The organism is Stenotrophomonas maltophilia complex sp. Om-AH-Sm3, from assembly GCF_059337855.1.
Window position 1 is genome coordinate 110,074 of sequence record NZ_JBYBLQ010000011.1, and the last position, 25,281, is coordinate 135,354.

The 25,281-nt window shown below is 66.4% G+C and carries 28 protein-coding genes and 3 tRNA genes; 15 read left to right on the forward strand and 16 right to left on the reverse strand.

The features are described from left to right. Positions 1-88: 88 nt before the first annotated feature. The gene (locus AC10QF_RS14485; protein ID WP_053499239.1) at positions 89-484 is read left to right on the forward strand and encodes a hypothetical protein; all 396 of its coding nucleotides are present in this window, start codon (positions 89-91) and stop codon (positions 482-484) included. A 12-nt stretch (positions 485-496) separates the two neighbouring features. On the opposite strand, the gene AC10QF_RS14490 is transcribed toward AC10QF_RS14485, so the two are convergent. Next, positions 497-1,189, reverse strand: a complete 693-nt coding sequence (locus AC10QF_RS14490) for an aspartate/glutamate racemase family protein (protein ID WP_111127796.1) — start codon at positions 1,187-1,189, stop codon at positions 497-499. A gap of 86 nt (positions 1,190-1,275) precedes the next feature. Between AC10QF_RS14490 and AC10QF_RS14495 the strand changes: the two genes are divergently transcribed. From AC10QF_RS14495 to AC10QF_RS14515, 5 genes are all read left to right on the forward strand, one after another. Next, on the forward strand, positions 1,276-1,587 hold the full coding sequence (locus AC10QF_RS14495) for an ArsR/SmtB family transcription factor (protein ID WP_072169128.1): 312 nt from the start codon (positions 1,276-1,278) through the stop codon (positions 1,585-1,587). After that, complete coding sequence (locus AC10QF_RS14500; RefSeq protein WP_005417841.1) at positions 1,587-1,937, forward strand: SRPBCC family protein; 351 nt, start codon at positions 1,587-1,589, stop codon at positions 1,935-1,937. Before AC10QF_RS14495 ends, AC10QF_RS14500 begins: the two co-directional genes overlap by 1 nt. A gap of 37 nt (positions 1,938-1,974) precedes the next feature. Further along, positions 1,975-2,583, forward strand: a complete 609-nt coding sequence (locus AC10QF_RS14505; RefSeq protein WP_005417839.1) for an ATP-dependent Clp protease proteolytic subunit — start codon at positions 1,975-1,977, stop codon at positions 2,581-2,583. Between the two features lie 98 nt (positions 2,584-2,681). Then, positions 2,682-3,323 (forward strand): LysE family translocator, encoded by a 642-nt coding sequence (locus AC10QF_RS14510; protein ID WP_005417837.1) that lies wholly within the window; start codon positions 2,682-2,684, stop codon positions 3,321-3,323. Between the two features lie 94 nt (positions 3,324-3,417). Continuing rightward, positions 3,418-3,591 (forward strand): DUF1328 domain-containing protein, encoded by a 174-nt coding sequence (locus AC10QF_RS14515; RefSeq protein WP_005417836.1) that lies wholly within the window; start codon positions 3,418-3,420, stop codon positions 3,589-3,591. Positions 3,592-3,627: 36 nt separating this feature from the next. Here AC10QF_RS14515 and AC10QF_RS14520 read toward each other — a convergent pair whose 3' ends face one another. The 3 genes from AC10QF_RS14520 to AC10QF_RS14530 are packed head-to-tail and all read right to left on the reverse strand — an operon-like array spanning position 3,628 to position 4,524. After that, positions 3,628-3,960, reverse strand: a complete 333-nt coding sequence (locus AC10QF_RS14520; protein ID WP_053499229.1) for an SMR family transporter — start codon at positions 3,958-3,960, stop codon at positions 3,628-3,630. Positions 3,961-3,993: 33 nt separating this feature from the next. Continuing rightward, positions 3,994-4,227 carry a DUF1653 domain-containing protein gene (locus tag AC10QF_RS14525; protein WP_494542414.1) on the reverse strand — a complete coding sequence of 78 codons (234 nt, stop codon included), beginning with the start codon at positions 4,225-4,227 and terminating at the stop codon, positions 3,994-3,996. Between the two features lie 12 nt (positions 4,228-4,239). Continuing rightward, the gene (locus AC10QF_RS14530) at positions 4,240-4,524 is read right to left on the reverse strand and encodes a hypothetical protein (RefSeq protein WP_053499224.1); all 285 of its coding nucleotides are present in this window, start codon (positions 4,522-4,524) and stop codon (positions 4,240-4,242) included. Between the two features lie 402 nt (positions 4,525-4,926). Here AC10QF_RS14530 and AC10QF_RS14535 point away from each other — a divergent pair, with 402 nt between their 5' ends. The 3 genes from AC10QF_RS14535 (at position 4,927) to AC10QF_RS14545 (ending at position 6,198) form a co-directional block, all read left to right on the forward strand. Then, complete coding sequence (locus AC10QF_RS14535) at positions 4,927-5,133, forward strand: hypothetical protein (RefSeq protein ID WP_065196610.1); 207 nt, start codon at positions 4,927-4,929, stop codon at positions 5,131-5,133. Between the two features lie 132 nt (positions 5,134-5,265). Further along, the gene (locus tag AC10QF_RS14540; protein WP_005417825.1) at positions 5,266-5,823 is read left to right on the forward strand and encodes a DUF3011 domain-containing protein; all 558 of its coding nucleotides are present in this window, start codon (positions 5,266-5,268) and stop codon (positions 5,821-5,823) included. A 171-nt stretch (positions 5,824-5,994) separates the two neighbouring features. After that, entirely contained in the window at positions 5,995-6,198 is a 204-nt protein-coding gene (locus tag AC10QF_RS14545; protein ID WP_005417823.1) for a hypothetical protein, read from the forward strand. A gap of 132 nt (positions 6,199-6,330) precedes the next feature. Here AC10QF_RS14545 and dxs read toward each other — a convergent pair whose 3' ends face one another. From dxs to AC10QF_RS14580, 7 genes are all read right to left on the reverse strand, one after another. Further along, positions 6,331-8,238 carry a 1-deoxy-D-xylulose-5-phosphate synthase gene (dxs, locus tag AC10QF_RS14550; RefSeq protein ID WP_494542421.1) on the reverse strand — a complete coding sequence of 636 codons (1,908 nt, stop codon included), beginning with the start codon at positions 8,236-8,238 and terminating at the stop codon, positions 6,331-6,333. Positions 8,239-8,343: 105 nt separating this feature from the next. After that, the gene (locus AC10QF_RS14555; RefSeq protein ID WP_032954353.1) at positions 8,344-9,009 is read right to left on the reverse strand and encodes an HNH endonuclease; all 666 of its coding nucleotides are present in this window, start codon (positions 9,007-9,009) and stop codon (positions 8,344-8,346) included. A 391-nt stretch (positions 9,010-9,400) separates the two neighbouring features. Then, a complete protein-coding gene (locus tag AC10QF_RS14560; protein ID WP_494542415.1) occupies positions 9,401-11,191 on the reverse strand; it encodes an acyl-CoA dehydrogenase C-terminal domain-containing protein in 1,791 nt (596 codons plus the stop codon). A gap of 64 nt (positions 11,192-11,255) precedes the next feature. Further along, positions 11,256-11,732, reverse strand: a complete 477-nt coding sequence (locus tag AC10QF_RS14565) for an LEA/WHy family protein (protein ID WP_053501243.1) — start codon at positions 11,730-11,732, stop codon at positions 11,256-11,258. 163 nt (positions 11,733-11,895) lie between these two features. Further along, positions 11,896-12,447 carry a lipocalin family protein gene (locus AC10QF_RS14570; protein WP_005417806.1) on the reverse strand — a complete coding sequence of 184 codons (552 nt, stop codon included), beginning with the start codon at positions 12,445-12,447 and terminating at the stop codon, positions 11,896-11,898. Between the two features lie 159 nt (positions 12,448-12,606). Beyond that, positions 12,607-12,682, reverse strand: a tRNA-Phe gene (locus AC10QF_RS14575). A gap of 71 nt (positions 12,683-12,753) precedes the next feature. After that, a tRNA-Phe gene (locus AC10QF_RS14580) sits at positions 12,754-12,829 on the reverse strand. A 365-nt stretch (positions 12,830-13,194) separates the two neighbouring features. Here AC10QF_RS14580 and curA point away from each other — a divergent pair. Then, complete coding sequence (curA, locus tag AC10QF_RS14585; protein ID WP_111177508.1) at positions 13,195-14,220, forward strand: NADPH-dependent curcumin/dihydrocurcumin reductase; 1,026 nt, start codon at positions 13,195-13,197, stop codon at positions 14,218-14,220. A 43-nt stretch (positions 14,221-14,263) separates the two neighbouring features. On the opposite strand, the gene AC10QF_RS14590 is transcribed toward curA, so the two are convergent. After that, positions 14,264-15,106, reverse strand: coding sequence for a bifunctional transcriptional activator/DNA repair enzyme AdaA (locus AC10QF_RS14590; RefSeq protein WP_069139808.1), 843 nt, complete (start codon positions 15,104-15,106; stop codon positions 14,264-14,266). A gap of 132 nt (positions 15,107-15,238) precedes the next feature. On the opposite strand from AC10QF_RS14590, the gene AC10QF_RS14595 reads away from it, so the two are divergent. After that, positions 15,239-16,000, forward strand: coding sequence for an SDR family oxidoreductase (locus tag AC10QF_RS14595; protein WP_494542416.1), 762 nt, complete (start codon positions 15,239-15,241; stop codon positions 15,998-16,000). A 6-nt stretch (positions 16,001-16,006) separates the two neighbouring features. Here AC10QF_RS14595 and AC10QF_RS14600 read toward each other — a convergent pair whose 3' ends face one another. Further along, positions 16,007-16,492: a hypothetical protein gene (locus AC10QF_RS14600; protein ID WP_494542417.1), complete on the reverse strand. Its 486-nt coding sequence runs from the start codon at positions 16,490-16,492 to the stop codon at positions 16,007-16,009. A gap of 164 nt (positions 16,493-16,656) precedes the next feature. On the opposite strand from AC10QF_RS14600, the gene AC10QF_RS14605 reads away from it, so the two are divergent. Continuing rightward, complete coding sequence (locus tag AC10QF_RS14605; protein WP_494542418.1) at positions 16,657-16,827, forward strand: hypothetical protein; 171 nt, start codon at positions 16,657-16,659, stop codon at positions 16,825-16,827. A gap of 63 nt (positions 16,828-16,890) precedes the next feature. On the opposite strand, the gene AC10QF_RS14610 is transcribed toward AC10QF_RS14605, so the two are convergent. Continuing rightward, positions 16,891-16,966, reverse strand: a tRNA-Ala gene (locus AC10QF_RS14610). A gap of 516 nt (positions 16,967-17,482) precedes the next feature. Here AC10QF_RS14610 and AC10QF_RS14615 point away from each other — a divergent pair. Further along, positions 17,483-19,813, forward strand: coding sequence for a TonB-dependent receptor (locus tag AC10QF_RS14615; protein WP_494542419.1), 2,331 nt, complete (start codon positions 17,483-17,485; stop codon positions 19,811-19,813). Positions 19,814-19,888: 75 nt separating this feature from the next. Here the strand turns inward: AC10QF_RS14615 and AC10QF_RS14620 are convergent, their stop codons facing one another. Together AC10QF_RS14620 and rnd are read right to left on the reverse strand one after the other, a co-directional pair. Further along, positions 19,889-20,962, reverse strand: coding sequence for a hypothetical protein (locus AC10QF_RS14620; protein ID WP_222523798.1), 1,074 nt, complete (start codon positions 20,960-20,962; stop codon positions 19,889-19,891). A gap of 90 nt (positions 20,963-21,052) precedes the next feature. Then, complete coding sequence (gene rnd, locus AC10QF_RS14625; RefSeq protein WP_005417789.1) at positions 21,053-22,132, reverse strand: ribonuclease D; 1,080 nt, start codon at positions 22,130-22,132, stop codon at positions 21,053-21,055. 84 nt (positions 22,133-22,216) lie between these two features. Here rnd and AC10QF_RS14630 point away from each other — a divergent pair, with 84 nt between their 5' ends. Next, on the forward strand, positions 22,217-24,109 hold the full coding sequence (locus AC10QF_RS14630) for a formylglycine-generating enzyme family protein (protein WP_494542420.1): 1,893 nt from the start codon (positions 22,217-22,219) through the stop codon (positions 24,107-24,109). A gap of 88 nt (positions 24,110-24,197) precedes the next feature. Next, the gene (locus AC10QF_RS14635; protein ID WP_005417787.1) at positions 24,198-25,094 is read left to right on the forward strand and encodes a M48 family metallopeptidase; all 897 of its coding nucleotides are present in this window, start codon (positions 24,198-24,200) and stop codon (positions 25,092-25,094) included. Positions 25,095-25,281 lie beyond the last annotated feature (187 nt).

The following is a 25,281-nucleotide window of genomic DNA, read 5'->3' on the forward strand; positions in this document are numbered from 1 at the left end:
TCGGCTTACACCTTCTTACATGTCTCCCACGCATGCCGGCGCAGCCTGTGGCTGCCGTCACTGGCGTGCAGCCGGCTTGCGGAGGAGGATGCGCGGACCACGACGACCACAGGGGGTTGCGTTGATCAGCAGTACCGTCATTCATCGCTCGGCTGGCGCAGAGGCCGGGCAGGTGCGTGTCCTGGACACCACGTTCAAGGGCAAGCATGTGTTCATTGCGTGGGGCCTGCGCGGGCCGGAACTGACCCGCAGCGCAGACCCGCCCGCCACCGTGGCTGCGCGCAAGGCGTTGCACGCCGTGGCCGGCCACAGCGAAGGGCCGCGCAGCCCGGAGGTGTTCATCGCCAACCAGTCGGCGGTGGCGATTACCGTCTATCGGCTGCTGACCGAAGCGCGTTCGGGCGATGCCATCTTCTTCCTGTGTGATTCGCAGGCTGTGGTCGACTGGCTGATCACCGCACTGGAAGTCCAGGGCCAAGGCTGACGCTGCGCGCGGTCAGGCCAGCGCAGCGTCCACCGCCGCAAGCGCGTGCAGGGTGGTCGTGTCGAACAACGGCACCGCACTGTCTTCGGGGCGCACCAGCAGCATGATCTCGGTACAGCCGAGGATGATCGCTTCGGCGCCGCGCGCGACCAACCGCGCAATCACGCCGGCGTACACCTGCCGCGAGTGCTCGCTGGCCACGCCGGCGATCAGCTCCTGGTAGATGATGTCGTGCACGCAGCGGCGATCATCAGCCTCCGGAACCAGTACCTGCAGCCCGAAGCGGTCCTGCAGCCGGTCGCGGTAGAACGCCTGCTCCATGGTGAAGGCGGTGCCGAGCAGACCCACCTTGCGGATGCCTGCCTGCAGGATCGCCGTGGCGGTCGGGTCGGCGATATGCAGCAGGGGCAGCGGGCATTCGGCTTCGATCCGGCCGGCCAGCATGTGCATGGTGTTGGTGCAGATCACCAGCAGCTCGGCGCCACCGGCCTGCAGTCGCCGCGCGGCATCGAGCATGTGGTTGCCCAGCACATCCCACTGACCGTCGTGCTGCAACTGCTTGATGCCGGCGAAATCCACCGACCACAGCAGCAGTTGCGCCGAATGGGCGCCACCGAGGCGGTTCCGCACCGCCTCGTTGATGAGACGGTAGTACTGCGCGGAGCTTTCCCAGCTCATGCCGCCGATCAGGCCAAGGGTCTTCATGCTCAGCTCCATGCCAGGGAGCCGTCATTGCAGCACAACCGATGCGGGACTTGCACGACACATTAGTGATCGCTAATGTATAGGCCATGATCGAGAACGCCCTGTTCAAGGCGCTGGCCGACCCCACCCGCCGCCATATCTTCGAAAAGCTGGCCGATGGCGGGCAACATGCCAGCGCGCTACGCGAGGGCATTGCGATCAGCCAGTCTGCGATGTCCCAGCACCTGGCAGTGCTGCGCGATGCAGGGCTGGTGCGTGAGCAGCGCCAGGGGCGCTTCGTCCACTATGAAGTCGATCCGCGCGGGCTGGCCCACATCGGACGCTGGCTGCAGCGATACCGGGCCTACTGGCCGGCGCGGATGTCCGCACTGCAGAACCTGCTGGAGGAGATGGACTGATGGACGATGTACTGAAGGAAGCGGCTCCCGCGCTGGTGATGGAGCAGCGGTTGCCTGCGCCGCCGGAACGGGTCTGGCGCGCACTGTTCGATCCGGCACTGCGTGAGCGCTGGTTGCCTGCCGCCGATCTTGCCGATCCAAAGCCCTGCCTGTGCGAGGAGGGGCGGGAGCTGGGATTCCGCTTGCGCGATGCACAGCCCCCACATCTGCACAGCCTTGTGTGTTTTCGGCTGCGCGCTGATGAGGATGGGGGAACGGTGCTGACCATCGTGCATCGGCTCACCGACCGGCGCGCGCTGATACCGCCGGCGTCCAACGATGACCATCGCACGGTGATGCGCGCGGCTTGAGCCGGCGCCTGGATCGAACGCTACAGGGAGCAGGCACATGCGGGACAGAATGCAGCTGGTACCGATGGTGGTGGAACGCAGCGAGCGCGGTGAGCGCTCCTATGACATCTACTCGCGGCTCCTGCGCGAGCGCATCATCTTTCTCAACGGCGAAGTCGATGACACCGTATCGGCGCTGGTCTGCGCGCAACTGCTGTTCCTTGAATCTGAAAATCCGGAGAAGCCGATCCATCTGTACATCAATTCGCCGGGTGGGGTGATCTCCAGCGGCCTGGCGATGTACGACACGATGCAATACATCTCGGCCCCGGTGCATACGCTGTGCATGGGCACCGCGCGGTCGATGGGTTCGTTCCTGCTGATGGCCGGCGAGCCGGGTCACCGCGCGGCGCTGGCCAATGCCAGCCTGCATGTGCACCAGCCGCTGGGCGGGGTGCAGGGCCAGGCTTCGGACATCTTCATCCATGCCGAGGAGATGCAGCGCACCAAGCAGCGCATCACCCAGCTGTATGCGCGGCATTGCGGACGCAGTTTCGAGGAGGTCGAACAGACCCTGGACCGCGATCGGTTCATGAGCGCCGAGCAGGCATGCGAATGGGGCCTGATCGACCAGGTACTGGTACGGCGCGACGCGCTCGCGGCCTGAGCCTGCCTCTGTAACCACCGCATCCATGCTGCACTGTGTGTGCCGCGCCAGGCCGGCGCACTCTATGCTGGTTGGATGTTCTGAAGTGGACGCCCGATATGGCCCTGCATACCTGGTGGTGGTTCCTGGCCACGGTCTTCGTGCTGTGCGGGACGCCTGGGCCCAACATGCTGCACATCCTTGGCCGCAGCGTCGGGCTGGGATTTCGCGGCAGCGTGCCGGCCATGGCCGGCTGCCTGCTGGCGATGCTGCTTGTGCTGGCGGCTTCCGCAGCGGGCCTGAGTGCGCTGCTGCATTCCTCGCCCATGCTGTTCGAGGTGCTGCGCTATCTCGGTGTGGCCTACCTGGCCTGGCTCGGCATCAAGGCCTGGCGCGACAGTTGCCGGCCCGCACCCGCGGTGGCCGATGCTGACGAGGTCACACTGGCGCCGGTACATGGCGCAGGAACGGTGTTCCGCGGCGGCCTGTGGGTCGGCCTGAGCAATCCCAAACTACTGCTGTTCGCCGCAGCGTTCCTGCCACAGTTCGTCGACCCGTCGCGCAGCCAGGCCGTGCAGTACAGCGTGCTGGTGGCGACCTTCGCGGCCTGCGAACTGTTCTGGTACGTGATGTATGCGGCCGGTGGTCACGGCCTGCGCCGTTGGCTCGCCAAGCCATTCGCACGGCGCTGGTTCGAGCGGCTGGTGGGAAGCGTGTTCCTGGCTTTCGCAGTGGCGTTGTTGCGCTTCCGGCCGCGTTGATTCACGCCGCACACGCGGCCCGTTCACGAGCGCCGCATCGGTGGCGGCCTAGCCTGATCGCACCGTTTGCATTCCCTGCAGGGAAAGGACTGACATGATCAAGTGGGCCATCATCTTCGCCATCATCGGCATCATCGCGGGCGTGCTGGGCTTCGGCGGCATCGCTGGCGCCGCCGTAGGCATCGCCAAGTTCCTGTTCTGGGCAGGCATCATCATCGCCGTGGTGCTGTTCCTGATCGGCATGAGCGTGGCGAAGAAGGTCAGCTGAGGAAGGTCAGCTAGCGCCGTTCGCGCAGCAGCGTCTTCAGTGCGCGCTGCTGCGCGAGAACAGATTGATCACCAGTACGCCGGCGCAGATCAGGCCGATCCCGATCAATGCCGGTGCATCCAGCCGCTGCTTGAAGACCACCAGGCCGATCAGCGAAATCAGCACGATGCCGACGCCGGACCAGATTGCATAGGCGATGCCAGTCGGCACCGACTTCATGGTGACCGACAGCAGGTAGAAGCACAGCCCATAGCCAACCAGCGCGCCCACTGTCGGCCACAGCCGGCTCATGCCGTCCGAGGCCTTCAGCAGCGACGTGGCGATCACTTCCAGCACGATGGCGGCGGCCAGGTAGATATAGGGGTTCATCGCGGGCTCCGGGTCACTGCGGGTCGCACCGGATCAATCGTCGATGCGAGCGAAGCGCGCCTGCGGGCCGTGTTCGCCCAGAACCTGCTCGATGAACATCGGGTAGGGGCGCACCCACAGGCCGCCTTCGCCATAGCGTGCGCGATAAAGCACCATCGGTTCCAACGTCTCGCTGCTGCGGACGATATCGATCACCTCGTATTCGCCGCCCTTGAAGTGGCGATACCGGCCACGGGCGAGATCGGGCAGGGGAGTCAGCTCAGCCATGGCAGGGCGTGCTCACTTGCGCGCCGGGCTGGCGGGCTTGGCGCAGTACGCGTCGATGGCTTCGGCCGTGTTGGCCAAGCCCTGCGCCTGCGCCAGCTCCCAGGGGCGCTCGCAGCGCTGGCTGTGTTCGCACCACTGATAGCCGGCAGAGCCGATACAGCCGTGCGCATCACGGTCGCCCCCGACCACCGGCGTCGCTGGCGACGCCTCAGCGGCATCAGCGCGCGCGGTCGCCGTGTCCTGGCTGGCACAGGCGGCCAGAGCCAGCAGGGCCGGGATCAGAAGAAGCACCTTCATGCGCGAGCTCCGTGCGTAAAGCGACATTTTCTGTCGCAAATAGCCCGTCAGCAAGCGCTCAATGCACGGCGGCGCGGATCAACTCTTCGATCAGGATCAGATAGCTGGCCACGAAATAGAACTTCAGCAACGTCGAACGCTGGTGCGAGAAGAAGGTGCGCATGTGGAAGGGGCCCCTGTTGATGACGGTAGTGTGAAGCCAGCCTGACTCCGTGACAAGGATCACGGAATGAACGGGCTAAACGGACTCAGGGATGTGAGGAAAGCCAAGATCCGACGCGAGGGCGCGGCATTTTCGTACAAATCTGATAGGCCATCCCGGAGGCGGTCGCTAGCCTGATGGTGTAACGGCAAGCGGCCCGCTGCCTGCCACTGCACCCTTTCATCCGCAGGAGCCTCCCGATGGTCATCACCGTCCAATGCAATGCCCAGCGCTGGTCCGTACTGCATCCGCAGATGAGCGACACCACCGGTTACGCCCGGGGCGCCGACGCCTTTGATGCCGCCGCCGCGCTGGCCCTGGAGCATCACCGCCGCACCGGCCAGCGCAGCACGGTGCGGGTCGAGGCGCTTGGCAACACGGTAGACGCGCTTTACGTTGGAGAGTGACGCCAGCCCCCGTAGTGCAGTCAGCCGCGGTTGAGTTGTTTGAATGGGGGAACAACTGCCATCGCGCCTCCCTCTGTGCGCCGGGCCGTGAATCCCGGATGCTTGCGCCATCGTATTCATCTGGAGATCTCGATGGGCAAGGCACTCACTTGGCGCACCCTGGCCTGCACCCTGTTGCCGATGCTGGCGGCCGCCGGCGGCGCCCAGGCGCAGAGCTATGGCTACGGCTACGACGACGACCGCTATGGCGGCCGCGATGGCAGTGGCATCGTGCGCTGCGAGTCGGTCAAGAACCGCAGCAACGAGTGCCGCCTGGATGGCCGCGCGCGGCTGATCCGCCAGTTGTCCGGTTCGCCCTGTGTGGAAGGTGAGACCTGGGGCCAGTCGCGCAACGGCGTCTGGGTCACACAGGGGTGCCGTGCCGAATTCGTCGGTGAATACCGCCGCGGTGGCGGCTGGGGTGGCAATGGCGGCGGCTGGGGCAATGGCAACGGATGGGGCGGTGGCGATGTGGTTACCTGCCATTCCAATGGCCACCGGCAGGAGTACTGCGATGCCCGCATCCGCCGGGGCGTGCGCCTGATCCGCCAGGACTCGCGCAGTGCCTGCATCGAAGGCCAGAGCTGGGGCTGGGATCGCCGCGGCATCTGGGTGAGCGATGGCTGCAGGGCGCAGTTCCAGGTGAACTGAGCTTTACGGATTCAACCCATGAAAATCAGAATAATCTGATACAGCTCACATTTTGAACGCCGTATCGTCTGTGATCAGGGTGCCTTGCGTGCCCTGATTCCCGATGTCGATTGCCGTAGCCGGCATCAGCATCGCGCCGCCGTCGATACGCTGCCTCAAGGAGTGAGCTGCATGTTGATCCGCCTGCAATGCGAACAGCGCCAGTGGCGCGTGCTGCACCCGGATAGGCCGGAGCCAATCGAGTTCCGTGATGGCGCACGAGCCTATGACTTTGCCGAGACCCTGGCCCGCCTGCACTTCGTCGACACCGGGCAGCGCGCCGCCGTGCGCGTGGAGGCCAGCGGGGCGTTCGTGGAAGCGGTCAGTTACGGTTGAGCGTGGGGCGCCTGCCGGGGCAGGCCTGCGGGGTCCGGCCATCCACGCATGGCGTGGAACCACCTGCTTCCACCGTGGAAGGTGCGAGCCTTCGGCTGCACCTTCCCGTGATGCGTGGATTCCTGATCGGCCTCAGCCCGCTGCGCTCAGCGGTGGGCTGCCTGCGGCCAGCTGTGGCCAACGCTTGAGCACGGCGGCGCGGATGCCGGCCGCATCGATACCGGCTTCGGCCAGCAGGTCCTCGCGGCTGGCGTGGTGCTGGTAGCTGTCGGGCAGGCCCAGGTGCAGGATCGGACGCAGCACGCCTTCGGCATTGAGCAGTTCACCGACACCGGAACCGGCACCGCCGGCCACGACGTTGTCTTCGATCGTGACCAGGCCCTCGTGCTGCGCGGCCATGGTCAGCACCAGCTCGCGATCCAGTGGCTTGATGAAGCGCATGTTGACCACGCTCAGGCCCAGTTCGCGGCCGACCTGCTCGGCGGCGGGCACGGTGCTGCCGAAGGCAAGCAGGGCGATGCGGTTGCCCTGCAGGCGCAGCTCGCCCTTGCCGATCGGCAGGGTCGACAGGTCGGTGCCGGCCGCAACGCCGGTACCCGTACCGCGCGGGTAGCGCACGGCCGCCGGACCCGGGTGCTGCAGGCCGGTGCTGAGCATCTGCCGGCACTCGGCTTCACTGGAGGGTGCCATCACCACCATGTTCGGCACGCAGCGCAGGAAGCTGAGGTCGAGGTTGCCGGCGTGGGTCGCGCCGTCCGGACCGACCACGCCAGCGCGGTCGATCGCAAACAGCACGTCCAGATCCTGGATCGCCACGTCGTGCACCAGCTGGTCGTACGCACGCTGCAGGAAGGTGGAGTAGATCGCCACCACCGGCTTGCCACCCTGGGTGGCCATGCCGGCGGCGAGGGTGACCGCGTGCTGCTCGGCGATCGCCACGTCGAAATAGCGCTGCGGGTATTCCTTGCTGAAGCGCACCAGGCCAGAGCCTTCGCGCATCGCCGGAGTGATGCCGTAGAGGCGCGGCTCGGCGGCGGCGGCATCGCACAGCCAGTCGCTGAATACATCGGTATAGGTCGGCTTCTTGGCCCCGGCCTTGGCCACCAGGCCCTTGTCCGGATCGAACGGGCCCACGGCGTGGTAACCGATCTGATCGCCTTCTGCCGGCTCGTAGCCCTTGCCCTTGGTGGTCATCACATGCAGCAGCTTCGGGCCCTTGGAGGCGCGCAGCGTCTTCAGGGTGGACAACAGGGCCGGCATGTCGTGGCCGTCGATCGGGCCGGTGTAGTGGAAGCCCATTTCCTCGAACATCGTGGAGGGCACGAACATGCCCTTCCAGTGTTCTTCCCAGCGCTTCACGAAACGCGCCGGGTTGTTCTTCTTGTCACCGAGGATCTTCTTGCCACCTTCGCGCAGCGCGTTGAGCGTACGGCTGCCGGTCGCTCGGCCCAGCATCTTGGTCAGGCCGCCCACTGCCTCGGAGATCGACATGTTGTTGTCGTTGAGGATCACCAGCAGGTTCGGCTCCGGCTCCATGCCACCGGCGTGCATCAGCGCCTCAAATGCCATGCCGGCAGTCATCGCGCCGTCACCGATCACTGCCACGACCTTGCGGTCGTCGCCTTCGGACTGGCGGGCGATGGCCATGCCGAGCGCGGCCGAGATCGAGGTGGAGGAGTGGCCGACGCCGAAGGTGTCGTACTCGCTTTCCTCGCGCTTCGGAAACGGCGCGACACCGTCCTTCTGCTTGACAGTATGGATCTCGTCGCGGCGGCCGGTCAGGATCTTGTGCGGGTAGGTCTGATGGCCGACGTCCCACACCAGCTGGTCGACCGGGGTCTGGTACAGATAGTGCAGGGCCACGGTGAGCTCGATAACGCCCAGGCCGGCGGCGAAGTGACCTCCGCTCTTGCCCACCGATTCGATGAGGTAGGCGCGCAGTTCGTCGGCGACCGCCCTCAATTCGGATTCGTCGAACGTGCGCAGGTCATCCGGTGTCTGGATGCGCGCGAGGCGGGGATAGCGGGCAGAGTCGATCATCATGTTCGCACTTTTTCTGAACGCCCATTTTCGCCCTCAAACGGGGGTGGGGCAAGCAAACGCCGCCGTCCGTGACAGGACGGTGAGGGTTGCATTTTCGGGCGTTCAGGTGCTGAGTTTCGAGCGCTTGGGCAACTGCGCCTTCAGGAAGGCCATCTGGTCGGCCAGGATGTTGCGGTTGGACAGGATCAGGTGCTCGATCCAGCTGGGCCGGTAGGGCACTGCCAGCAGGGGCATGCCGGCCTGCTGCGGGGTGCGGTCGCTCTTGCGCGAATTGCAGTGGAAGCACGCGGTGACCACGTTTTCCCAGCAGTCCAGGCCACCTTTGGACAGCGGCATGACATGGTCGCGGGTAAGCGTCGGGCGGGTGAACTGCTGGCCGCAGTACATGCACAGATGGGCGTCGCGGGCGAACAGGGCCTGATTGGTCAGGTTCGGCGTGGGGTCGATCGCGCGGGAGCGGGCGTGGCCGCGGGCGGCGATGATCGGGTGCAGGTCCATGCCGCTCTGCAGGCCGCTGAAGCGGTTGGTGCCACCGTGGATGTGCAGGCAGGGATCGCCGAGCGTCCAGGCCACTGCCTCGCGGGCGTAGAGGCAGGCCGCATCCTGCCAGGTGATCCAGTCCAGTACGCGTCCGTGGGCATCAAGCGAGAGCAGCCGGACCGAACCGGGGCGATGCAGCGTCGTGGCGTTGGGCGATGCTTCGGCGCCCGGAGCAGAAAACGGAGCTCCGGCTTCGATCAGACCCAAGCGTGTAGTGTCTGTCTCCATCGGGAGAACAGCTTATACCTGAATGTTGACGATTTGTGTATCGCCGACAGGCGATACACAAATCGTCAACATTCAGGTCCGCGCATTCCACCTATTCCCCGCGCCTGTCGGCGCGCCCCCTTTAACAAAAGGGGGCTCTTCTCCAGATGGATTTCGGGGGGGACCATCCACGCATGGCGTGGATCTACGCAGTTCGCGGGGAACTGTCAGAGGCTGGGTGGTGTGGGGTGGCAGGACCGTTGGCGCCATGGATGGCGCCATCGAGCCCCCATGGATGGGTTTACGGCGTGTCCTGCCAGCCCACACCGCCCCGCCATCCACCGGGATGCAGCTGTTGCTGTTGCGGTTGCCGGCCAGCGGCCGGCACTACCGGTGCCGGGCGACGCCCGGCTCAGGCGCCGAAGCGCTCGTCGTCCATCGCCATCAGCGGGGCGGCGCCGGACTGGATCGCGGCGGCGTGGCTGAGGGTGCGCGGCAGCACACGGGCGAAATAGAACCGCGCAGTCTCGAGCTTGCCCTGGGCGAAGGCGGCGCCGTGCGCGCTGGCATCGGCGGCGGCCACGCTGCGGGCCCACCAGTAGGCCAGCACCACGTAACCCGAATAGAACAGGTAGTCGTAGCTGGCCGCGCCCAGTTCGTCCGGATTGGCGGCCGCGCGCTGCAGCACGTCCATCGTCAGCTTGCCCCATTCGGCGGCCTTGGCGCGCAGCGGGCCAATGAACTCGGCCAGCGCTTCGTTGCCCTCGTGTTCCTTGGCGAAGGCTTCGATCTCGGCCAGCATCAGCTTCAGGCCGGCGCCCTGGCTGGACGCGGTCTTGCGGCCGATCAGGTCCAGCGCCTGGATGCCGGTAGTGCCTTCATACAGCGTGGTGATGCGGGCGTCGCGGGCCAGCTGCTCCATGCCGTGCTCGCGGATGTAGCCGTGGCCACCAAAGCACTGCAGGGCGTTGTAGGTGTTCTCGATGCCCCATTCGGTCTGGCAGGCCTTCGAGATCGGGGTCAGGAAGCTCACCAGGGTGTCGGCGCGCTCGCGCTCAGCGGCATCCTCGGCATGGTGGGCAACGTCGATGAGGGTGGCGGCGTGCAGCGCCAGCAGGCGGCTGCCTTCGACCAGCGACTTCACCGTCAGCAGCATGCGGCGCACATCCGGGTGGACCAGGATCGGGTCGGCCGGCTTGTCCGGGAACCTGGCACCACTCAGGGCGCGCGACTGCAGGCGCTCACGGCTGTACTTCAGCGCGTTCTGGTAGGCGCGCTCGGACAGGCCGATGCCCTGCAGGCCGACCCCCAGGCGCGCGGTGTTCATCATGGTGAACATCGCCTGCAGGCCCTTGTGCGGCTGGCCGACCAGGTAGCCCTGCGCGCCATCGAAGTTCATCACGCAGGTGACCGACCCCTTGATGCCCATCTTGTGCTCGATCGAGCCGCAGCGCAGTGCGTTGCGCTCGCCGACGTTGCCGTCGCGGTCGACCTTGAACTTCGGGGTGACGAACAGCGAGATGCCCTTGGCACCCGGGGGAGCGTCGGGCAGCTTGGCCAGCACCAGGTGCACGATGTTCCCGGTCAGGTCATGCTCGCCGGCGGTGATGAAGATCTTGGTGCCGGTGATCGAATAGCTCCCATCGGCGTTCGGCTCGGCCTTGGTCTTGAGCAGGCCGAGGTCGGTACCGCAGTGCGGTTCGGTCAGGCACATGGTGCCGGTCCAGCGGCCCTCGATCAGCGGCTTGAGGAAAGCCTCGTGCTGCCAGGCCTCGCCGTGCTGCTTCAGTGCTTCGATGGCGCCGTGGGAGAGCAGCGGGAAGTTGCCCCACGCCAGGTTGGCGGCATTGATCATTTCGTTCAGCGGCACGCCCAGAGTGTGCGGCAGGCCCTGGCCGCCCAGCTCCGGCGAGGCGGTCAGGCCGGTCCAGCCGCCATCGACGAACTGGTCGTAGGCCTGCTTGAAGCCGGGCGGGGTGGTCACTTCACCGCTGGCCTGGTCGAGCACGCAGCCGATCTCGTCGCCGACGCTGTTGAGCGGGGCCAGTACGGTGGCGCTGAAGCGGCCGGCTTCCTCCAGCACGGCATCGACCACGTCGGCGGTGGCGTCGGTGAAGCCCAGGCGGGCGAACAGGGGTTCGACCTTGAGCACGTCGTGCAGGGCGAAACGGAGGTCGGAAAGCGGGGCGGTGTAGCTGCTCATCGGTACGTCTCGATTTGATCAGGGCAGGGGAGAGCGGCGCCGGGGGCCGCCACGAAAGGCGCGTTCAGCGCAGCACGCCGGGCAGGCCGGGGGCCTGGTTGAGGGTGCTGCGGCTGCTGATGTCGAAGCTGCGCTGCTTCTTTTCCTGCGGCGTGGCCGCCACCGTTCCCTTCAGGCCATAGGCCAGGGTGCGGTTGCTGGCCAGCGCATCGGCCACCACCAGGCGCGCGGCCGAGCTGGGCACCAGGTCGACATTGATCACGTCGGCGGAGGTGCCGCCGATGGAGATGCCAGGCTTCGCGTGCAGGGTGCCGGCTTCGTTGTCGCCGACGGTCAGCGCCAGCGAGACGTCATCGAAGGTCATCGGCATCGAGCTGAAGTTCTGCAGGCGCAGGGCCACGGTCCAGTTGCCGTCGGCACGCACGGTCAGCTGCTGCAGGCTGGCCGCCGGTTCCGAAACACGCTTGACGATGCCGTTGTTGCAGGCAACAAGGGCGAGGGTGCACAGGACAATCAAGGCGATACGGAAACGGTGGAGCATGGGCGCAAGTCCTCTGGAGGGGTGCGTTTGGATAAGCATACTACGGCGTATGGTTGTTTGGATCGCCTGTGGCGACCCGTCGCAGAGGGTAGCGCGTGAAGATGGCGGCCGGGCGTGCGCGGTGCCGGACGGCGCGCGCGCGGCGCCGCGGTTGCGACGCGGTTCAATCGGCGGGCGTATCGCGAAGCGGGGCCATCAGGCGCAGCGGGCGCAGGTCGTAGCCCATGGCCTCGGCTTTTTCTTTCAGCGCTTCGAAGCGTGCGCGGTCCATTTCCGGCAGGCGCGAGAGGATCCACAGGTACTTCCGGTCCGGTTCACCGACCAGTGCCCACTGATAGTCCGGGTCCAGCGCCAGCACCCAGTAGTCGGCCCAGACCAGCGGGACCCAGCTCAGCCAGTCCGGCGCGAAGCGCACCTGCAACTGGCCGGGATGGCCGGCCACCGCGCGTGCCACGCCTTCGGCGACCACGCGCTCACCGTCGCCGTTGCGGCAGGCGTTGGTGACACTGATGCGGCCATCGCTGCGCAGTCCGTAGTTGGCGGTGATCTCGCCCACGCACTGCTTCTGGAACGAGACCGGAAGATGCGCAATCTCGTGCCACTGGCCGGCGTAGCGATCGATGTCCAGGCGCTCGACCGCGCGCACAGGTTCAGTGGCGATCACCGGGAAAGCGGCCAGCAGCAGGCAGGCGAACAGGGCGGGGCGCAGAGGCATCGGTAGGCTCCAGGCAGGAGTCTGGAGCGTAGGTGCCGCCGCGCATGCCGGTGTAAATGTTTCGTCAACCGGGCGTGTGCGCGGGCGCCGCATCCGCCACTCGTGCAGTGCGCGAAGCACGGACAAAAAAAGACCTGCATCTCTGCAGGTCTCGAAAGATGGTGGCCGAAGACGGAATCGAACCGCCGACACGGGGATTTTCAATCCCCTGCTCTACCAACTGAGCTACTCGGCCAAACTGTGTGGCAATCACGATCAACTGCGATTCCCGAAAAAAAGACCCGCATTTCTGCAGGCTGTCGAACGTGGTGGCCGAGGACGGAATCGAACCGCCGACACGGGGATTTTCAATCCCCTGCTCTACCAACTGAGCTACTCGGCCACGTAGTTCATTGCAGCGAGGTCGCTGCCAAGGACGCGCATATTACGGAGGTCAGCCGGCTACGGCAAGCATTTTGGCAAAAAACCTTCACATTGCCGTCTGCGTAGACGCAAGTACTTGATCCGCCGTCGCGGGGCAGGGGGGGCGCTGGATGCCGATTCATCCGTGCGCGGTGGCGCGGTGATCATCGCGTGCGGCGGAATTCAGCGGGCCACGGTGATCGACAAAGGCGGCGTGGCGCGGCCTGCGCGTGGACGGCACCGATACCGGACATGGAACGCTGTTTTCGTGACCCCCATGGGGGAACGCTGCGGCGTAGTGTCGGCGTTCCTTTCCTGATGCTGGCAACAGCAGAGACCGTCGTCATGTCCGACTCATCGACCACCACCCGCATCGTGCTGGCGTCGCGTCCGCAGGGGGCGCCCACTGCAGCCAATTTCCGCCTGGAGCAGGCCGCGCTGCCGCCCTTGGGCGACGGTGAGGTGCTGCTGCGCAATCGCTACCTCTCACTGGACCCGTACATGCGTGGACGCATGGATGAGGGACCGTCGTATGCCGCGCCGGTGGCAGTGGACGCTGTGATGGAAGGCCAGACCGTGGCCGAGGTATTGCAGTCCAGGGCTGCGGGTGTCGCAGTGGGCGAACGGGTGCTGGCGCCGGGCGGGTGGCAGACCCACGCGGTGCTGCCGGCCAAGGCGCTGGGCCGCCGCCTGGACCCGGCCGGGCTGCCGTTGAGTACGGCGCTGGGGGTGTATGGCATGCCGGGCTTCACCGCCTATTCCAGCCTTCATGAAATCGCCCGCCTGCAGCCGGGAGAGACGCTGGTGGTGGCCGCCGCAACGGGGCCGGTCGGCGCGACCGTGGCGCAGTTGGCCAAGCTGCAGGGCGCGCGCGTAGTGGCTATCGCCGGTGGCGAGGCCAAGCGTGCCTATCTGCAGACGCTGGGCGTGGACGTGGCGCTGGATCATCGCGCGGCTGATTTTGCCGAGCAGCTGCGCGCGGCGGTACCTGCGGGTATCGACGTGTACTTCGAGAACGTCGGGGGCCATGTGCTGGATGCGGTGCTGCCGTTGCTCAACGACTTCGCCCGCATTCCGGTGTGCGGCACCATCGCCACCTACAACAATCGTGGTGTTGCGCAGCCTGGCCCGGACCGCCTGCCGGTGCTGTTCAGCCAGATCCTGCGCCAGCGCCTGACCGTGCGCGGTTTCATCGTGCACGACTTCAAGCACCTGTGGCCGGACTTCGAGCGCGAGATGGCGCAGTGGCTGCGTGAGGGCCGCATCCAGTACCGCGAGGATGTGGTGGAAGGGCTGGAAAATGCACCGGAGGCGTTCTTCGGGCTGCTGCAGGGGCACAACTTCGGCAAGCTGGTGGTGAAGCTGGACTGAGGGCTTGGCCGATGCCGGCCAAGGTTGGCGCTTGCGGGTCGTGTCAGCCGTTGGCGATCTTTTCCCGGCGCAGCAGTTCGCGCTTGCGTGCCACGCCCCAGGCATAGCCGGACAGGTCGCCGTCACGGCGCACCACCCGGTGGCAGGGCACCGCCACGGCCAGCGGATTGCTTGCGCAGGCGCGTGCCACCGCGCGGCTCGATCGCGGCGCGCCGATACGCGCGGCGATTTCGGCATATGAGGCCGTCTGTCCGCGCGGAATCTGCTGCAGCGCCTGCCATACGCGTTGCTGGAAAGCCGTGCCGCGGATGTCCAGCGGCAGCGTGGCGCCTCGCGAGGGATCCTCGACCAGGCCCACCACCTGTGCCACCAGTTGTTCATAGCCGCTGTCGGCCCCGACCAGTTCGGCCTGGCGGAAGCGCTGCTGCAGTGACTGCAGCAGCGCTTCCGGATCGTCGCCGAGCAGGATCGCGACCACGCCGGTGGCACTGCTGGCCACCAGCACGCTGCCCAACGAACTTTCGGCAAGCGCGAAGTGGATGACTTCGCCGCGACCACCGGCACGCCATTGCTTCGGCGTCATGCCCAGCAGCTTCGGCGCGTTCTCGTAGAAGCGACCGCTGGAGCCGAAGCCAGCATCGTGGAAGGCGTCGGTGATGCGTTCCTGTTGTTCCAGCCCGGTGCGCAGGCGGTCGGCGCGCAGCGCGGCAGCGTACTGCTTCGGGGTCAACCCGGTTGCTTCCTTGAAAAGGCGATGCAGACGGGTTGGGCTGCAACCCGCGATCCCGGCCAGTTCCTGCAGCGAGGGTTCGTCGTGGCTGGCTTGAAGGTGGCGGCAAACCCGTTCGACGCGGGCATCGAGGGCGGTGGTGGCGGTGCTGTCCATTGCCGGATTCTGGCACGTGCTGGTTCTGCGGAAACTCCGTTTCCTGCACCGATGGGCCGGGCCCGGAAACGGAGTGTTGGAAGGCGATAGGCGCGGCATCGTGGCGGCCACTTCACAACCGGTACCACGACCATGCGGCTGAACAACAAGATTGCTCTCATCACCGGTGCCAGCGCCGGCATCGGCCGCGCCAGCGCCCTGCGCTTCGCTGCAGAAGGGGCAAAGCTGGTGCTCAACGCACGGCGGCCGGAGCCGCTGCAGGCGCTGGCCGAGCAGATCCGCGCCGCCGGTGGCGAGGTGGTGGTGCATGCCGCGGACGTGGCTGATCCGGCCACGGCACCGGCGCTGGTGGAACTGGCCCAGCAGTCATTCGGTGGGTTGGACATCGCGCTCAACAATGCCGGCATGCTCGGCCCCGGTTCACCGGCAGCAGAGTTCCCGGTGGATGCGTGGCGCGAGGTGATGGCCACCAATCTCGATGCCGCCTTCCATGCCGCACGCGCCCAGTTGCCGGTGTTGCTGGCACGCGGCGGTGGCTCGCTGGTGTTTGTCGGCACCTTCGTCGGCCACACCGTCGGCTTCCCGGGAATGGCGGCCTATGCGTCGAGCAAGGCCGGCTTGATCGGCCTGAGCCAGGTGATCGCCACCGAATACGGCGCGCGTGGCGTGCGCAGCAACGTGCTGCTGCCCGGGGGCACCGATACCGAGATGGGCCGGCAGGCGGCACCGACCGCTGATGCGCGTGATTTCGTGCGCTCGCTGCATGCACTCAAGCGCATGGCCAAGCCGGAGGAGATCGCCAATGCGGCGTTGTTCCTGGCCAGCGATGAAAGCAGCTTCGTTACCGGTACCGCAATGCGCGTTGAAGGCGGCGTGTCGATCACCCGAACCTGAGCGCCGTCACGTGCGAGGCGAGTAGCGGAGGCCGCTGCTCGCCATGAATCCCTTCGGGTCAAACCGGGCCCAAGCCTCGCCCCAGCTGAAGCGGGCGTGGCCGCCTGTCAGTTTGCGCCCCAGTGCCGTGGCCAAGATGCGCTGCATGAAAGCGACTTCGGCATCGATCGCGGCCTGGGTGGGCCAGCCGTCTTCCAGTGTCGCATCAGGCAGATCGACACCCATCGTCACCATGTCGAGCTGTTGCCCGTGGAAGCCCAGGCTGATGCCAGCGGGCGCACCGCCCAGGCTGAGCCGCTGCAGGCTGAGCCAGTGATAGCCGGTGCCGACATCGCGCTCGCCATGCGTCAGCGTGGCGAAGACGATGCGCGCCTCCTGCAGTGAGAGGCTGGGACAGATCAGGTTCGGCAGCGTGCCGAGCTGGATGCTGCCGTCGGTTGGATTGAAGTTCATCGGCACGGTGTGTGCCGCGTGCTGGGCGGGCGGGGGCATGGCTGTACGCGGAATTCGTGCTGCATCGGATTCTGGGCGTGTGTTCACCGTCGCAGCAAGTGGGTTCGTGCACACGCTGTTGGCGCGGGACTGACCTGTGGATTACCCGCCGGCCTCTAGCGTGGGGCAGAACGTCGGCCTGATGCCGATGAGGGAGTAATCAGATGAACGAGCCAGACAAGGATCAGGACCCGAAGCAGGGCATCCAGGAAAGCCGCCAGGACAGGAAGCAGGACGATGTGGCCAAGCAGCGGCCGGGGCAGCGCGATCAACGGGTGCGCGATGCGCACTCGCGCGGCCCGCAACGCAAGGATGGTGACCAGGAGCCGGCCTGAGCCGGAGGCGCTGAAAAGAAAAAAACCCGCAGATCATGGCGATCTGCGGGTTCTTCTGAAGAGTGGTGGAGCCAAGGAGGATCGAACTCCTGACCTCGTCATTGCGAACGACGCGCTCTCCCAGCTGAGCTATGGCCCCACGGCAGGCTTTCAGTGTAGCGCCGCCCGCCGCGCTTGCCAAGCGCCCGGCCGGGACGGGGCGGGGACGGGATCCACCGCCGTCCCGGACCGTTTCAGGCCAGGGCCTGCCGCAGCAGGGCGAATTCGACAGAGACCAGGCGTTGCGCAAGGCAATGCCGCGGGCGGCAGCAATGAGCAGTCGTTCCGCGAAGCCGCGACGCCGTAGCGCGAAGCCGCGGCGCCGTAGAAGTAAAGGCGAGAGCTGGTTTCGCAGCGCGCACGCGGGCGACTTGCGAGGGTCGATGTCGCGCTGACCGGCTGCCAGGAGCTTCGGGGTCAGATCCGTTTTCCCTTGGAAAACGGATCTGACCCCAGGCGCTGCCGGCTGACTGTGCCGAAACCGCTTGTTTCGCCGGGTTCGGGTGCCGCGCAACGAAATCGTAACAATTTGGGGGATAATGGCCGCTTGCGCAGTTTTCCCCCTTTTTGCCGCCCGGCTCGCGCAGGCCGCACGGACGCCTCCTCAGAGCATTCCATGCCCTCCCATTCCGATTCCCGCCGCCTGTCGGGTCTGTCGTCTTCCTTCGTTTCCTTCCGTCGCCATCCGCTGGCCCTGGCCTGCGCCGGCCTGGCTCTGGTCGGCAGCTTCGGTGCCGCCGCGCAGGACAGCGCGCCGACCCCGACCGGCCTGGACACGATCACCGTGACCGCCGAACACCGTGAGCAGAACCTGCAGGAAGTGCCGGTCTCGGTGGGTGTGGTACAGGGCGAGCGCATGCGCGACTTCACCGCCGGCGGCGACGACACCCTGCTGGCACTGTCCGGCCGCGTGCCGAGCCTGTATGCGGAAACCACCACCGGCCGCATCTTCCCGCGCTTCTATATCCGTGGCCTCGGCAATATCGACTTCTACCTGGGTGCCTCGCAGCCGGTGTCGATCATCCAGGACGATGTGGTGCTGGAGCACGTGGTGCTGAAGTCCAACCCGGTCTATGACGTGGACCAGGTGGAAGTGCTGCGTGGCCCGCAGGGCTCGCTGTTCGGCCGCAACACCACCGCCGGCATCATCAAGTTCGACACCCTGAAGCCGACCCAGGACTACACCGGCCGGGTCAACGCCAGCTACGCGACCTACAACAGCGTGTCGATCGACGGCGGCTTCGGCGGCCCGATCAACGACATCGCTTCGTTCCGCGTGTCGGCGCTGTACCAGCACCGCGATGACTACGTCGACAACACCTACAAGGGCCCGAGTGCCGACGGCACGGTCAGCCCGAAGAAGAACGCGATGGGCGGCTTCGATGACCGCAACGTACGCGCGCAGCTGCTGCTGACCCCGAGCGACCAGTTCTCGATCCTGGCCTCGGCCCACGCCCGTGACTACGAAGGCACCTCGACCCTGTTCCTGCGCGGTGCGCTGACCAAGGGCTCGAACAAGACCGACGTGCCGCGCGACAAGGTTGCCTACGACGAAGCCGACAACAACCCGCAGGCCTACAAGACCTACGGCGGCTCGGTGAAGGCGCGCTACGACTTCGGCGCGATCGACTTCACCTCGATCACCGCCTACGAGACGACCTCCGGCTACAGCCGTGGCGACACCGACGGCGGCGCTGCGGTGAATTTCCCGGTGAACGGCGTGCCGAACGGCTACGGCCAGTCGATGGGCCGCATCCGTGACCTGGACCAGTGGACCCAGGAATTCCGCCTGGCCAGCCATGACGACAGCGCGCTGCAGTGGCAGGCCGGTGCCTTCTACTTCAACGGCAGCGACACCACCGACTTCTACCAGCGCGCCTGGTTCCTGCAGGGCGCGGCCCGCAACCCGAACAACTGGGTGCGCCTGCGCAACAAGAACACCTCGTGGGCCGGTTTCGGCCAGCTGAGCTATGCCTTCACCGACAAGTTCACCGTCACGGCCGGCCTGCGCCAGACCCGGGACGAGAAGCACACCCGCCTGCTGAAGACGGCTGACACTGCCGCTGGCGTGGTCACCTACAAGGGCCGCACCGACGTCAAGATGTCCGACACCACCCCGAGCTGGGATCTGAGCGCGATGTATCAGATCACGCCGGACGTAAGCGTCTATGCCAAGGTCGCCCGCGGTTTCCGCGGCCCGACCATCCAGGGCCGCTCGGCCGTGTTCAATGCCGACTTCACCACCGCCGATTCCGAGACCATCCTGTCCTGGGAAGCGGGCGTGAAGAGCAGCCTGTGGGACAACCGCCTGCGCTTGAACGCCACCGCGTTCACCTACACCGTCAACGACATCCAGCTCAACGGCAACGATTCGGACGGCAACGGCGTGCTGTTCAACGCCGACAAGGCCAGGGCCTATGGTTTCGAAGCGGACATGGAGCTGCGCCCGATTCCGAACCTGACCCTGAGCGCCGGCCTGAGCCTGCTGCACAGCGAGATCAAGGACAAGCGCGTCTACGCGCAGGTCTGCGGCCTCAACGGCCAGGTGGTGTGCACGGTGAATGACCCGACCATCAAGGTCGGTGCCAACACCTTCGCGCAGATCGACGGCAACCCGCTGCCGAACGCGCCGAAGTACAACGTCAACCTGGCCGCCCGTTACGACTTCCCGGTCAGCGACGCGGGCACCATGTTCGTGTCCACCGACTGGAACAAGCAGGGCTACACCAGCTTCGTGCTGTACGACAGCAAGGAGTTCAACTCCAAGGGTGATTTCGAAGGCGGCCTGAAGATCGGCTACTCGGGCAACTATGGTGCCTACGAAGTGGCGCTGTTCGCGCGCAACATCACCAACGAGAAGAACCTCAAGGGTGTGATCGAGAACTATATGGCTGCGGTCTACAACGAACCGCGCACCGTCGGTGTCTCGCTGAACATGAACTGGTAAGCCTTACCCGTTCGTTTAACTGAAACGGCGCTCATCGAGCGCCGTTTTTCGTTGTTGGGCATGGCTCATCCGTGCTCAGGGTGTGGCGCTGACGCCCTTGCCCAGCGCCGCATCGGACGGCGCACTGGGGCCCAGCACCTGCAGCTGCATCGCCTCCATCCGCTCCAGTACCTTGCGCTGCGTGCCGTTGAGGCCGCGCGAGGTGATTGCGATGTGCTTGCGTGCAGCCTCCAACGGCGCGGGTTGGTAGTGCACCCTGAAGCGGCGCAGGGCGCAGCCCGTCAGCTTGTCGACCGGTGCGCAGTCGTTCGCGTTGAAATCGATATCGCCGTCGGCGGCAACAATGAAGGGGCTGAGCAGGATCTGCCCCTCGTGGGCAGTGAAGGCCAGTGGCGCGTGGGCCTTGGCGATGACCGCCTGGATGCGTACGGCAGGGATGTCTTCAGGGACGATCCTGTCATCCCAGTAGCCTTCGGTCGTGCGCGAGGTTTCGTAGTTCTGGGTGCCCCATGCCACGCAGTTGCCGGAGGCCACGTGCACCGAGATGCAGACCTGCTGGGAGTGCTGATCGGTCAGGACGCCCGGTGGTACCCAGACCTTCTTCCAGGAATAGAAACGGTAATCGACGTCGGCCAGGCGGGTGGCGCCGATGTCCTTCGATACCTCGTCCCGTGTCCCAAGTGGATTCAGTCTGGCTACGCGGGTGTTCAGACGGTAGTTTTCCGCACCGTTTAGCAGGTAGGTACCCGGTGGAATCAAATGGACCTCGAAGACGTCCATCAGCACCGTTCGCTGGGGGTCGCTCTCCAACTCATTGGTGTTGAACTGCTGAACATATCCCTGGGAAGGGATGTCCTTGTGCTGGAAGGACACCCGGGTCGAGAACCCGGGCAGGTCGGTCGAGCGGTGGCCCAGATGAAAGCCGGGGACTGGAGAGCCGACGCCTGGCCCGCCGTTGTGCACGACATACGGGGCCGGCACCAGCACGGCAACCAGACCATCGCGGGTGGCACCGTCAATGATGTCCACCAGCTTGGCTGTGTTCTCCTTTTCCTGTGCATAGGAAAGCGGTGCGGCCTGCCCAGTGCATGCCAGGACCAACGGGGTTAGCAGCAGTGCGCAGGCGGTCGCGATCTTGAGGGTCTGCATCGACGTCTCCTTGTCAGTACCGGCAAACCCTAGCACGGCCCCTGCAGGCCTGAGGTGCACGGCGCCGACGTGGTCCGGCGCCTTGTGCCATCAGCGTGCCGGCAGCAGCGCCTGCAGCCGCGACTCCAGTTCCTGCTGGCGCCAGCCGGCCAGTGCGGCCGGCCATTGGCGGCGCTCCAGGTAGCTTTCCAGATGTTTGCGCGAGGCCAGCACGCCATCCGGCAGACCCAGCTCGCGGCTGCGCTCGGCAACGGCATCCTGCAGCCTCTTCAGTGCCTGCTTGTTGGTGTCGTTGGCGGGCAATGCCAGCGGTGCCTCGGCCTCATCGGCCAGCGGCGTGTCCAGCGCCTGCCACACCGCGCCGGCGAGCTTGCGCGGTGCCTTCGGGAACTGTTCAAACAGCGTGGCCAGCGCGGCGGCATCGGCCGGTGGCGTGCGTGCCAGCGTGGCGGCCAGTTCGTTGTCCAGGATCCAGCTGCGCGGGCGGTCGCTGCTGCGTGCCTGCACATCACGCCAGCGCAGCAGGCGCAGCAGGCGGCGCTGCGCGGGAGCATCGAGAAACTGCGCTGAGCGCATCGCCAGATGCGGCCAGCGGTCCTCGTCATTGGCGACGCTGGCCAGCAGGCGCTCGCCGTCGTCGTGCAGCCACTGCTGGCGGCCCAGCGCCTGCAACTTGGCATCAATGGCGTCATGCAGCGCGAACAGGTGCTCGACGTCGTCGGCGGCGTATTGCAGTTGCGACTCCGAGAGCGGACGGCGCATCCAGTCCGAGCGGGTTTCGCCCTTGGCCAGCGCCACGCCGGTGATTTCCGCGACCAGCTTCTGGTAGCCCATGCCGCCACCAATGCCGGCCAGCGAGGCGCCGATCTGTGTGTCGAACAGCGGTCGCGGCAACACGCCGCAGGTCCACTTGAAGGCAACCAGGTCTTCGCTGGCGCTGTGCATCACCTTGGTGATCGACTCATCGGCCAGCCACGGCGCCAGTGCCTCGGCCATACCGGGAATCAGCGGATCGATCAGCAGGATGTCCTGCCCGACCGCCATCTGCACCAGAGCCAACTGTGGCCAGAACGTGCGTTCACGGATGAATTCGGTGTCCAGGCCGATGCGGGCCGGACGCTGCTGGAAGTACGCATCCAGCTCGGCGGGGGTGGTGATCCAGGTTGCCACGGGTCAGGGCCTACTACTCGGGTTTGCTCAGGCAGGGGAGAATAGCCTAACGTCGGTCCGCGTCCGTGCCGAAGGAGATCCTGCTTGCGTTTTCCGCTGTCGTCCGTGCTGTGCACCGCTCTGGCCGTGGCCTTGGCCGGTTGCACGCCGTCGCCCTCGGCAACACCGGAGCCGGGGCCGGCTGCTGGCGAAGACGCGCGGCCGCAGGAAGGTTCACTGGCGGAGCCGACACCGGGGGTGGGGCAGGGTAGCGTCACCATTGCCGGTGAGGATGCCACCGAGGACGTGCAGCGGTGGACACCGCCACGGGTCGACCGGCAGGGCCGCAGCGTCGCCCAGCTGCGCCGCGCAGCCGAAAAGGCGTTCAGCGACGGGCACCTGTACGAGGACGCCGACGCGGCGGTTCCGCTGTGGCTGGCGGTGCAGGAGGAAGATCCGGATGATCGCCTGGCCCGCAGCGGCCTGCAGCGTGCTCGCCAGCGCCTGCAGCAGCAGGCCGATGCTCTGCTGGTTCGGCCACTACGGCAGCGCGAGGCGCTGGCCGAGGCGAGTCGCCAGGCACTGGTGCTGCTGACCCTGGCGCCGAAGGATGAGAAGGTGCGCGCGCTGCAGGGCCGGGTGGAGCTCGCCCAGCGCGTGGTGGCCTATAACCGTGCCGGCGAGGAAGACCTGCGATCGGGGCGGATCGGCGAGGACGGTGACGGTGCGATTGGCAACTTCCGTGAAGCGCTGGCTCTGGACGAACACAACAGCCGGGCGCGGCAGGGCCTGGCGGCGGCCGAAAGTGGCCTGATCCGCCGGGCCGAGGACGCCGCGCGCGTACGCGACTTTGCCAGTGCGGGCACCTGGCTGGCCGAAGCCAGCAAGGTCCGTGACTCGTCACCGACCATTGCCGATGCCTTCGAGCGCATCGAGCAGATCCGCGCCGCCGCGCTGCTGCAGCTGCGTGATGAGGGCCTGCGCGATCTGGCGACGCCGCAGGGGCTGAAGCCGGCGCGCGAAAAGCTGGCCGAGGCCCTGCGCATCGCCTTGCCGGGGGATGCGGTGGTGGCCCAGCTGCGCGAACGCATCGATCTGGCCACCCACTACGGCAGCTTCCGTCCGGGCCAGGTGTTCAGCGACGCGATGCGTGATGGTGGGCGCGGTCCGCAGATGGTGGTGGTGCCGCATGGCGGCTTCCAGATGGGCGCGGGTGATGCCGAGCCCGGCTCCACCGACGCCGAGCGCCCCTCCCACTACGTGCGCTTTGACCGCGGCTTCGCGATGGCGATCACCGAGGTTACCGTCGGCGATTTCGAGCGCTATGTGAAGTCGACCAATGCACGACCACGTGCGACCCGGCGCGGCCACTCGGTGGTCTATGACGAGCGCAGCGGCAATTTCATCCGCCGCAGCGGCGTCGACTGGCGTTCGGATTACGATGGCGCGCGTGCACTGGGTAACTCGCCGGTGATGCATGTCAGCGTGCGGGATGCCGAGAACTACGCGGCATGGCTGTCCGAGCAGACAGGACGCAGCTACCGGCTGCCGAGCGAGGCCGAATTCGAATATGCGCTGCGCGCCGGGAGCAGTGGCCGCTACCCCTGGGGAGACGCTGGTACGCCGCCGCCGGGCAGCGGCAATTTCACCGGCAGCAAGGACGTCTCGCCTTCGGGTCGGCACTGGCACAACGCATTCATCGGCTATGGCGATGGCTGGTGGGGACCGGCGCCGGTGGCCAGTTTCCAGGCCAATGCTTTCGGCCTGCACGACATGGCCGGGAATCTGAGCGAATGGGTGGCCGACTGCTGGCACGCCAGCTACCGGCGTGCGCCGTCCGATGGTGTCGCCTGGTTCAACCCGGGCTGCCGCTCGCGGGTGATCCGGGGCGGCAACTGGGCCAATGCGCCCGAGCAGACCCGTGCGGCCTGGCGTCAATCGCAGGATTCGGACACCACCAATGCGCGCATCGGCTTCCGCCTGGTGCGCGGCATCTGAGCGGCATCGGGCTTCACCCGCTGCTGGCGTCCGCGCACTAAGATTGCGCCGTGCCCGCCAGCCGGCGGGGTCTGCTGGAAGACCACCGATGCGCAACGATCCCTTTTCCCGCTCGCCCCAAGGTCCGCAGCGACGCGGCCTGTTCGGCAACATCCGCTGGTGGGTGCTGCTGCTGGCGGCGGGCTATGCGGTGTTCTACTGGTTCTCCAATCGCACCGTCGATCCCTACACTGGCGAGAAGGTGATGATCGACAGCAGCCTGGATGCGCGCCAGGAGACCGCGCTCGGTCTGCAGGCTTACCAGCAGATCCTCTCGCAGGAACGGCCGATGGATCCGAATGCGCCGATCGCGCGCGATGTGCGCGACATCGCGCAGCGCCTGATCGCCAAGGTGGACGTGGTGGAGACCGCGCTGGCACAGGAGCACGGCGTGCAGCCCGCGCATTTCGCGCGGGATTTCCAGTGGGAAGTGAACGTGATCCCGTCCGAGCAGGCCAATGCGTTCTGCCTGCCGGGCGGCAAGATGGCGGTCTACACCGGCCTGGTGCCGGTGGCGCGTACGCGTGATGCGATGGCGGTGGTGATGGGCCATGAGATCGCCCACGCGCTGTTGCGCCATGGTGCGCAGCGGATGGCGCAGCAGAAGCTGACCCAGATCGGGCAGATGGCCGGTGCCGCCAGCGGCATGGATGCGCAGCAGCAACAGATGATGATGTCGGCGATGGGCTACGGCTATCTGCTGCCCTATGCGCGCAGCCACGAGACGCAGGCCGATGAAGTGGGGCTGATGCTGGCCGCGGCGGCGTGCTTCGATCCCCGCGAGGCGGTGCCGCTGTGGCAGCGCATGGGCCAGGCCAGTGGCGGCCAGGCGCCGCCGGAGTTCGCTTCCACCCACCCGAATCCGGGCACCCGCATCCAGAACCTGCAGGCACTGATGCCGAAGGCGCTCGAGTACCGGCAGAAGTTCTGCGAGCAGGCAAAGTAGAGGGTGTTCGGCAGGGCTTGCAGCCCTGCACCTGCCGAAGCCAGAGCAACAGCAACAGCAACAGCCGAAGCAAAAGCTGGCTATCCGTGGGATGGCGGGGTGGGTCCGGTTGCGGGAGACGCCGTAAACCCGTCCATGGGGGCTTGGCCGCGGCATCCATGCCGCGGACACTCCCGCAACCGGACCC

What these genes read in the sequence shown, in the direction of transcription:
- AC10QF_RS14595 (WP_494542416.1), top strand. Translation starts at nt 15,239, where the DNA reads ATGCGGCTGAACAACAAGATTGCTCTCATCACCGGTGCCAGCGCCGGC.
- AC10QF_RS14560 (WP_494542415.1), bottom strand. Translation starts at nt 11,191, where the DNA reads ATGAGCAGCTACACCGCCCCGCTTTCCGACCTCCGTTTCGCCCTGCAC.
- AC10QF_RS14485 (WP_053499239.1), top strand. Translation starts at nt 89, where the DNA reads ATGCGCGGACCACGACGACCACAGGGGGTTGCGTTGATCAGCAGTACC.
- AC10QF_RS14535 (WP_065196610.1), top strand. Translation starts at nt 4,927, where the DNA reads ATGGTCATCACCGTCCAATGCAATGCCCAGCGCTGGTCCGTACTGCAT.
- AC10QF_RS14565 (WP_053501243.1), bottom strand. Translation starts at nt 11,732, where the DNA reads ATGCTCCACCGTTTCCGTATCGCCTTGATTGTCCTGTGCACCCTCGCC.
- AC10QF_RS14520 (WP_053499229.1), bottom strand. Translation starts at nt 3,960, where the DNA reads ATGAACCCCTATATCTACCTGGCCGCCGCCATCGTGCTGGAAGTGATC.
- AC10QF_RS14545 (WP_005417823.1), top strand. Translation starts at nt 5,995, where the DNA reads ATGTTGATCCGCCTGCAATGCGAACAGCGCCAGTGGCGCGTGCTGCAC.
- AC10QF_RS14605 (WP_494542418.1), top strand. Translation starts at nt 16,657, where the DNA reads ATGAACGAGCCAGACAAGGATCAGGACCCGAAGCAGGGCATCCAGGAA.
- AC10QF_RS14490 (WP_111127796.1), bottom strand. Translation starts at nt 1,189, where the DNA reads ATGAAGACCCTTGGCCTGATCGGCGGCATGAGCTGGGAAAGCTCCGCG.
- AC10QF_RS14500 (WP_005417841.1), top strand. Translation starts at nt 1,587, where the DNA reads ATGGACGATGTACTGAAGGAAGCGGCTCCCGCGCTGGTGATGGAGCAG.
- AC10QF_RS14635 (WP_005417787.1), top strand. Translation starts at nt 24,198, where the DNA reads ATGCGCAACGATCCCTTTTCCCGCTCGCCCCAAGGTCCGCAGCGACGC.
- AC10QF_RS14620 (WP_222523798.1), bottom strand. Translation starts at nt 20,962, where the DNA reads ATGCAGACCCTCAAGATCGCGACCGCCTGCGCACTGCTGCTAACCCCG.
- curA (WP_111177508.1), top strand. Translation starts at nt 13,195, where the DNA reads ATGTCCGACTCATCGACCACCACCCGCATCGTGCTGGCGTCGCGTCCG.
- AC10QF_RS14600 (WP_494542417.1), bottom strand. Translation starts at nt 16,492, where the DNA reads ATGCCCCCGCCCGCCCAGCACGCGGCACACACCGTGCCGATGAACTTC.
- AC10QF_RS14505 (WP_005417839.1), top strand. Translation starts at nt 1,975, where the DNA reads ATGCGGGACAGAATGCAGCTGGTACCGATGGTGGTGGAACGCAGCGAG.
- AC10QF_RS14530 (WP_053499224.1), bottom strand. Translation starts at nt 4,524, where the DNA reads ATGAAGGTGCTTCTTCTGATCCCGGCCCTGCTGGCTCTGGCCGCCTGT.
- AC10QF_RS14615 (WP_494542419.1), top strand. Translation starts at nt 17,483, where the DNA reads ATGCCCTCCCATTCCGATTCCCGCCGCCTGTCGGGTCTGTCGTCTTCC.
- dxs (WP_494542421.1), bottom strand. Translation starts at nt 8,238, where the DNA reads ATGATCGACTCTGCCCGCTATCCCCGCCTCGCGCGCATCCAGACACCG.
- AC10QF_RS14515 (WP_005417836.1), top strand. Translation starts at nt 3,418, where the DNA reads ATGATCAAGTGGGCCATCATCTTCGCCATCATCGGCATCATCGCGGGC.
- AC10QF_RS14510 (WP_005417837.1), top strand. Translation starts at nt 2,682, where the DNA reads ATGGCCCTGCATACCTGGTGGTGGTTCCTGGCCACGGTCTTCGTGCTG.
- AC10QF_RS14590 (WP_069139808.1), bottom strand. Translation starts at nt 15,106, where the DNA reads ATGGACAGCACCGCCACCACCGCCCTCGATGCCCGCGTCGAACGGGTT.
- AC10QF_RS14495 (WP_072169128.1), top strand. Translation starts at nt 1,276, where the DNA reads ATGATCGAGAACGCCCTGTTCAAGGCGCTGGCCGACCCCACCCGCCGC.
- AC10QF_RS14540 (WP_005417825.1), top strand. Translation starts at nt 5,266, where the DNA reads ATGGGCAAGGCACTCACTTGGCGCACCCTGGCCTGCACCCTGTTGCCG.
- AC10QF_RS14555 (WP_032954353.1), bottom strand. Translation starts at nt 9,009, where the DNA reads ATGGAGACAGACACTACACGCTTGGGTCTGATCGAAGCCGGAGCTCCG.
- AC10QF_RS14570 (WP_005417806.1), bottom strand. Translation starts at nt 12,447, where the DNA reads ATGCCTCTGCGCCCCGCCCTGTTCGCCTGCCTGCTGCTGGCCGCTTTC.
- AC10QF_RS14525 (WP_494542414.1), bottom strand. Translation starts at nt 4,227, where the DNA reads ATGGCTGAGCTGACTCCCCTGCCCGATCTCGCCCGTGGCCGGTATCGC.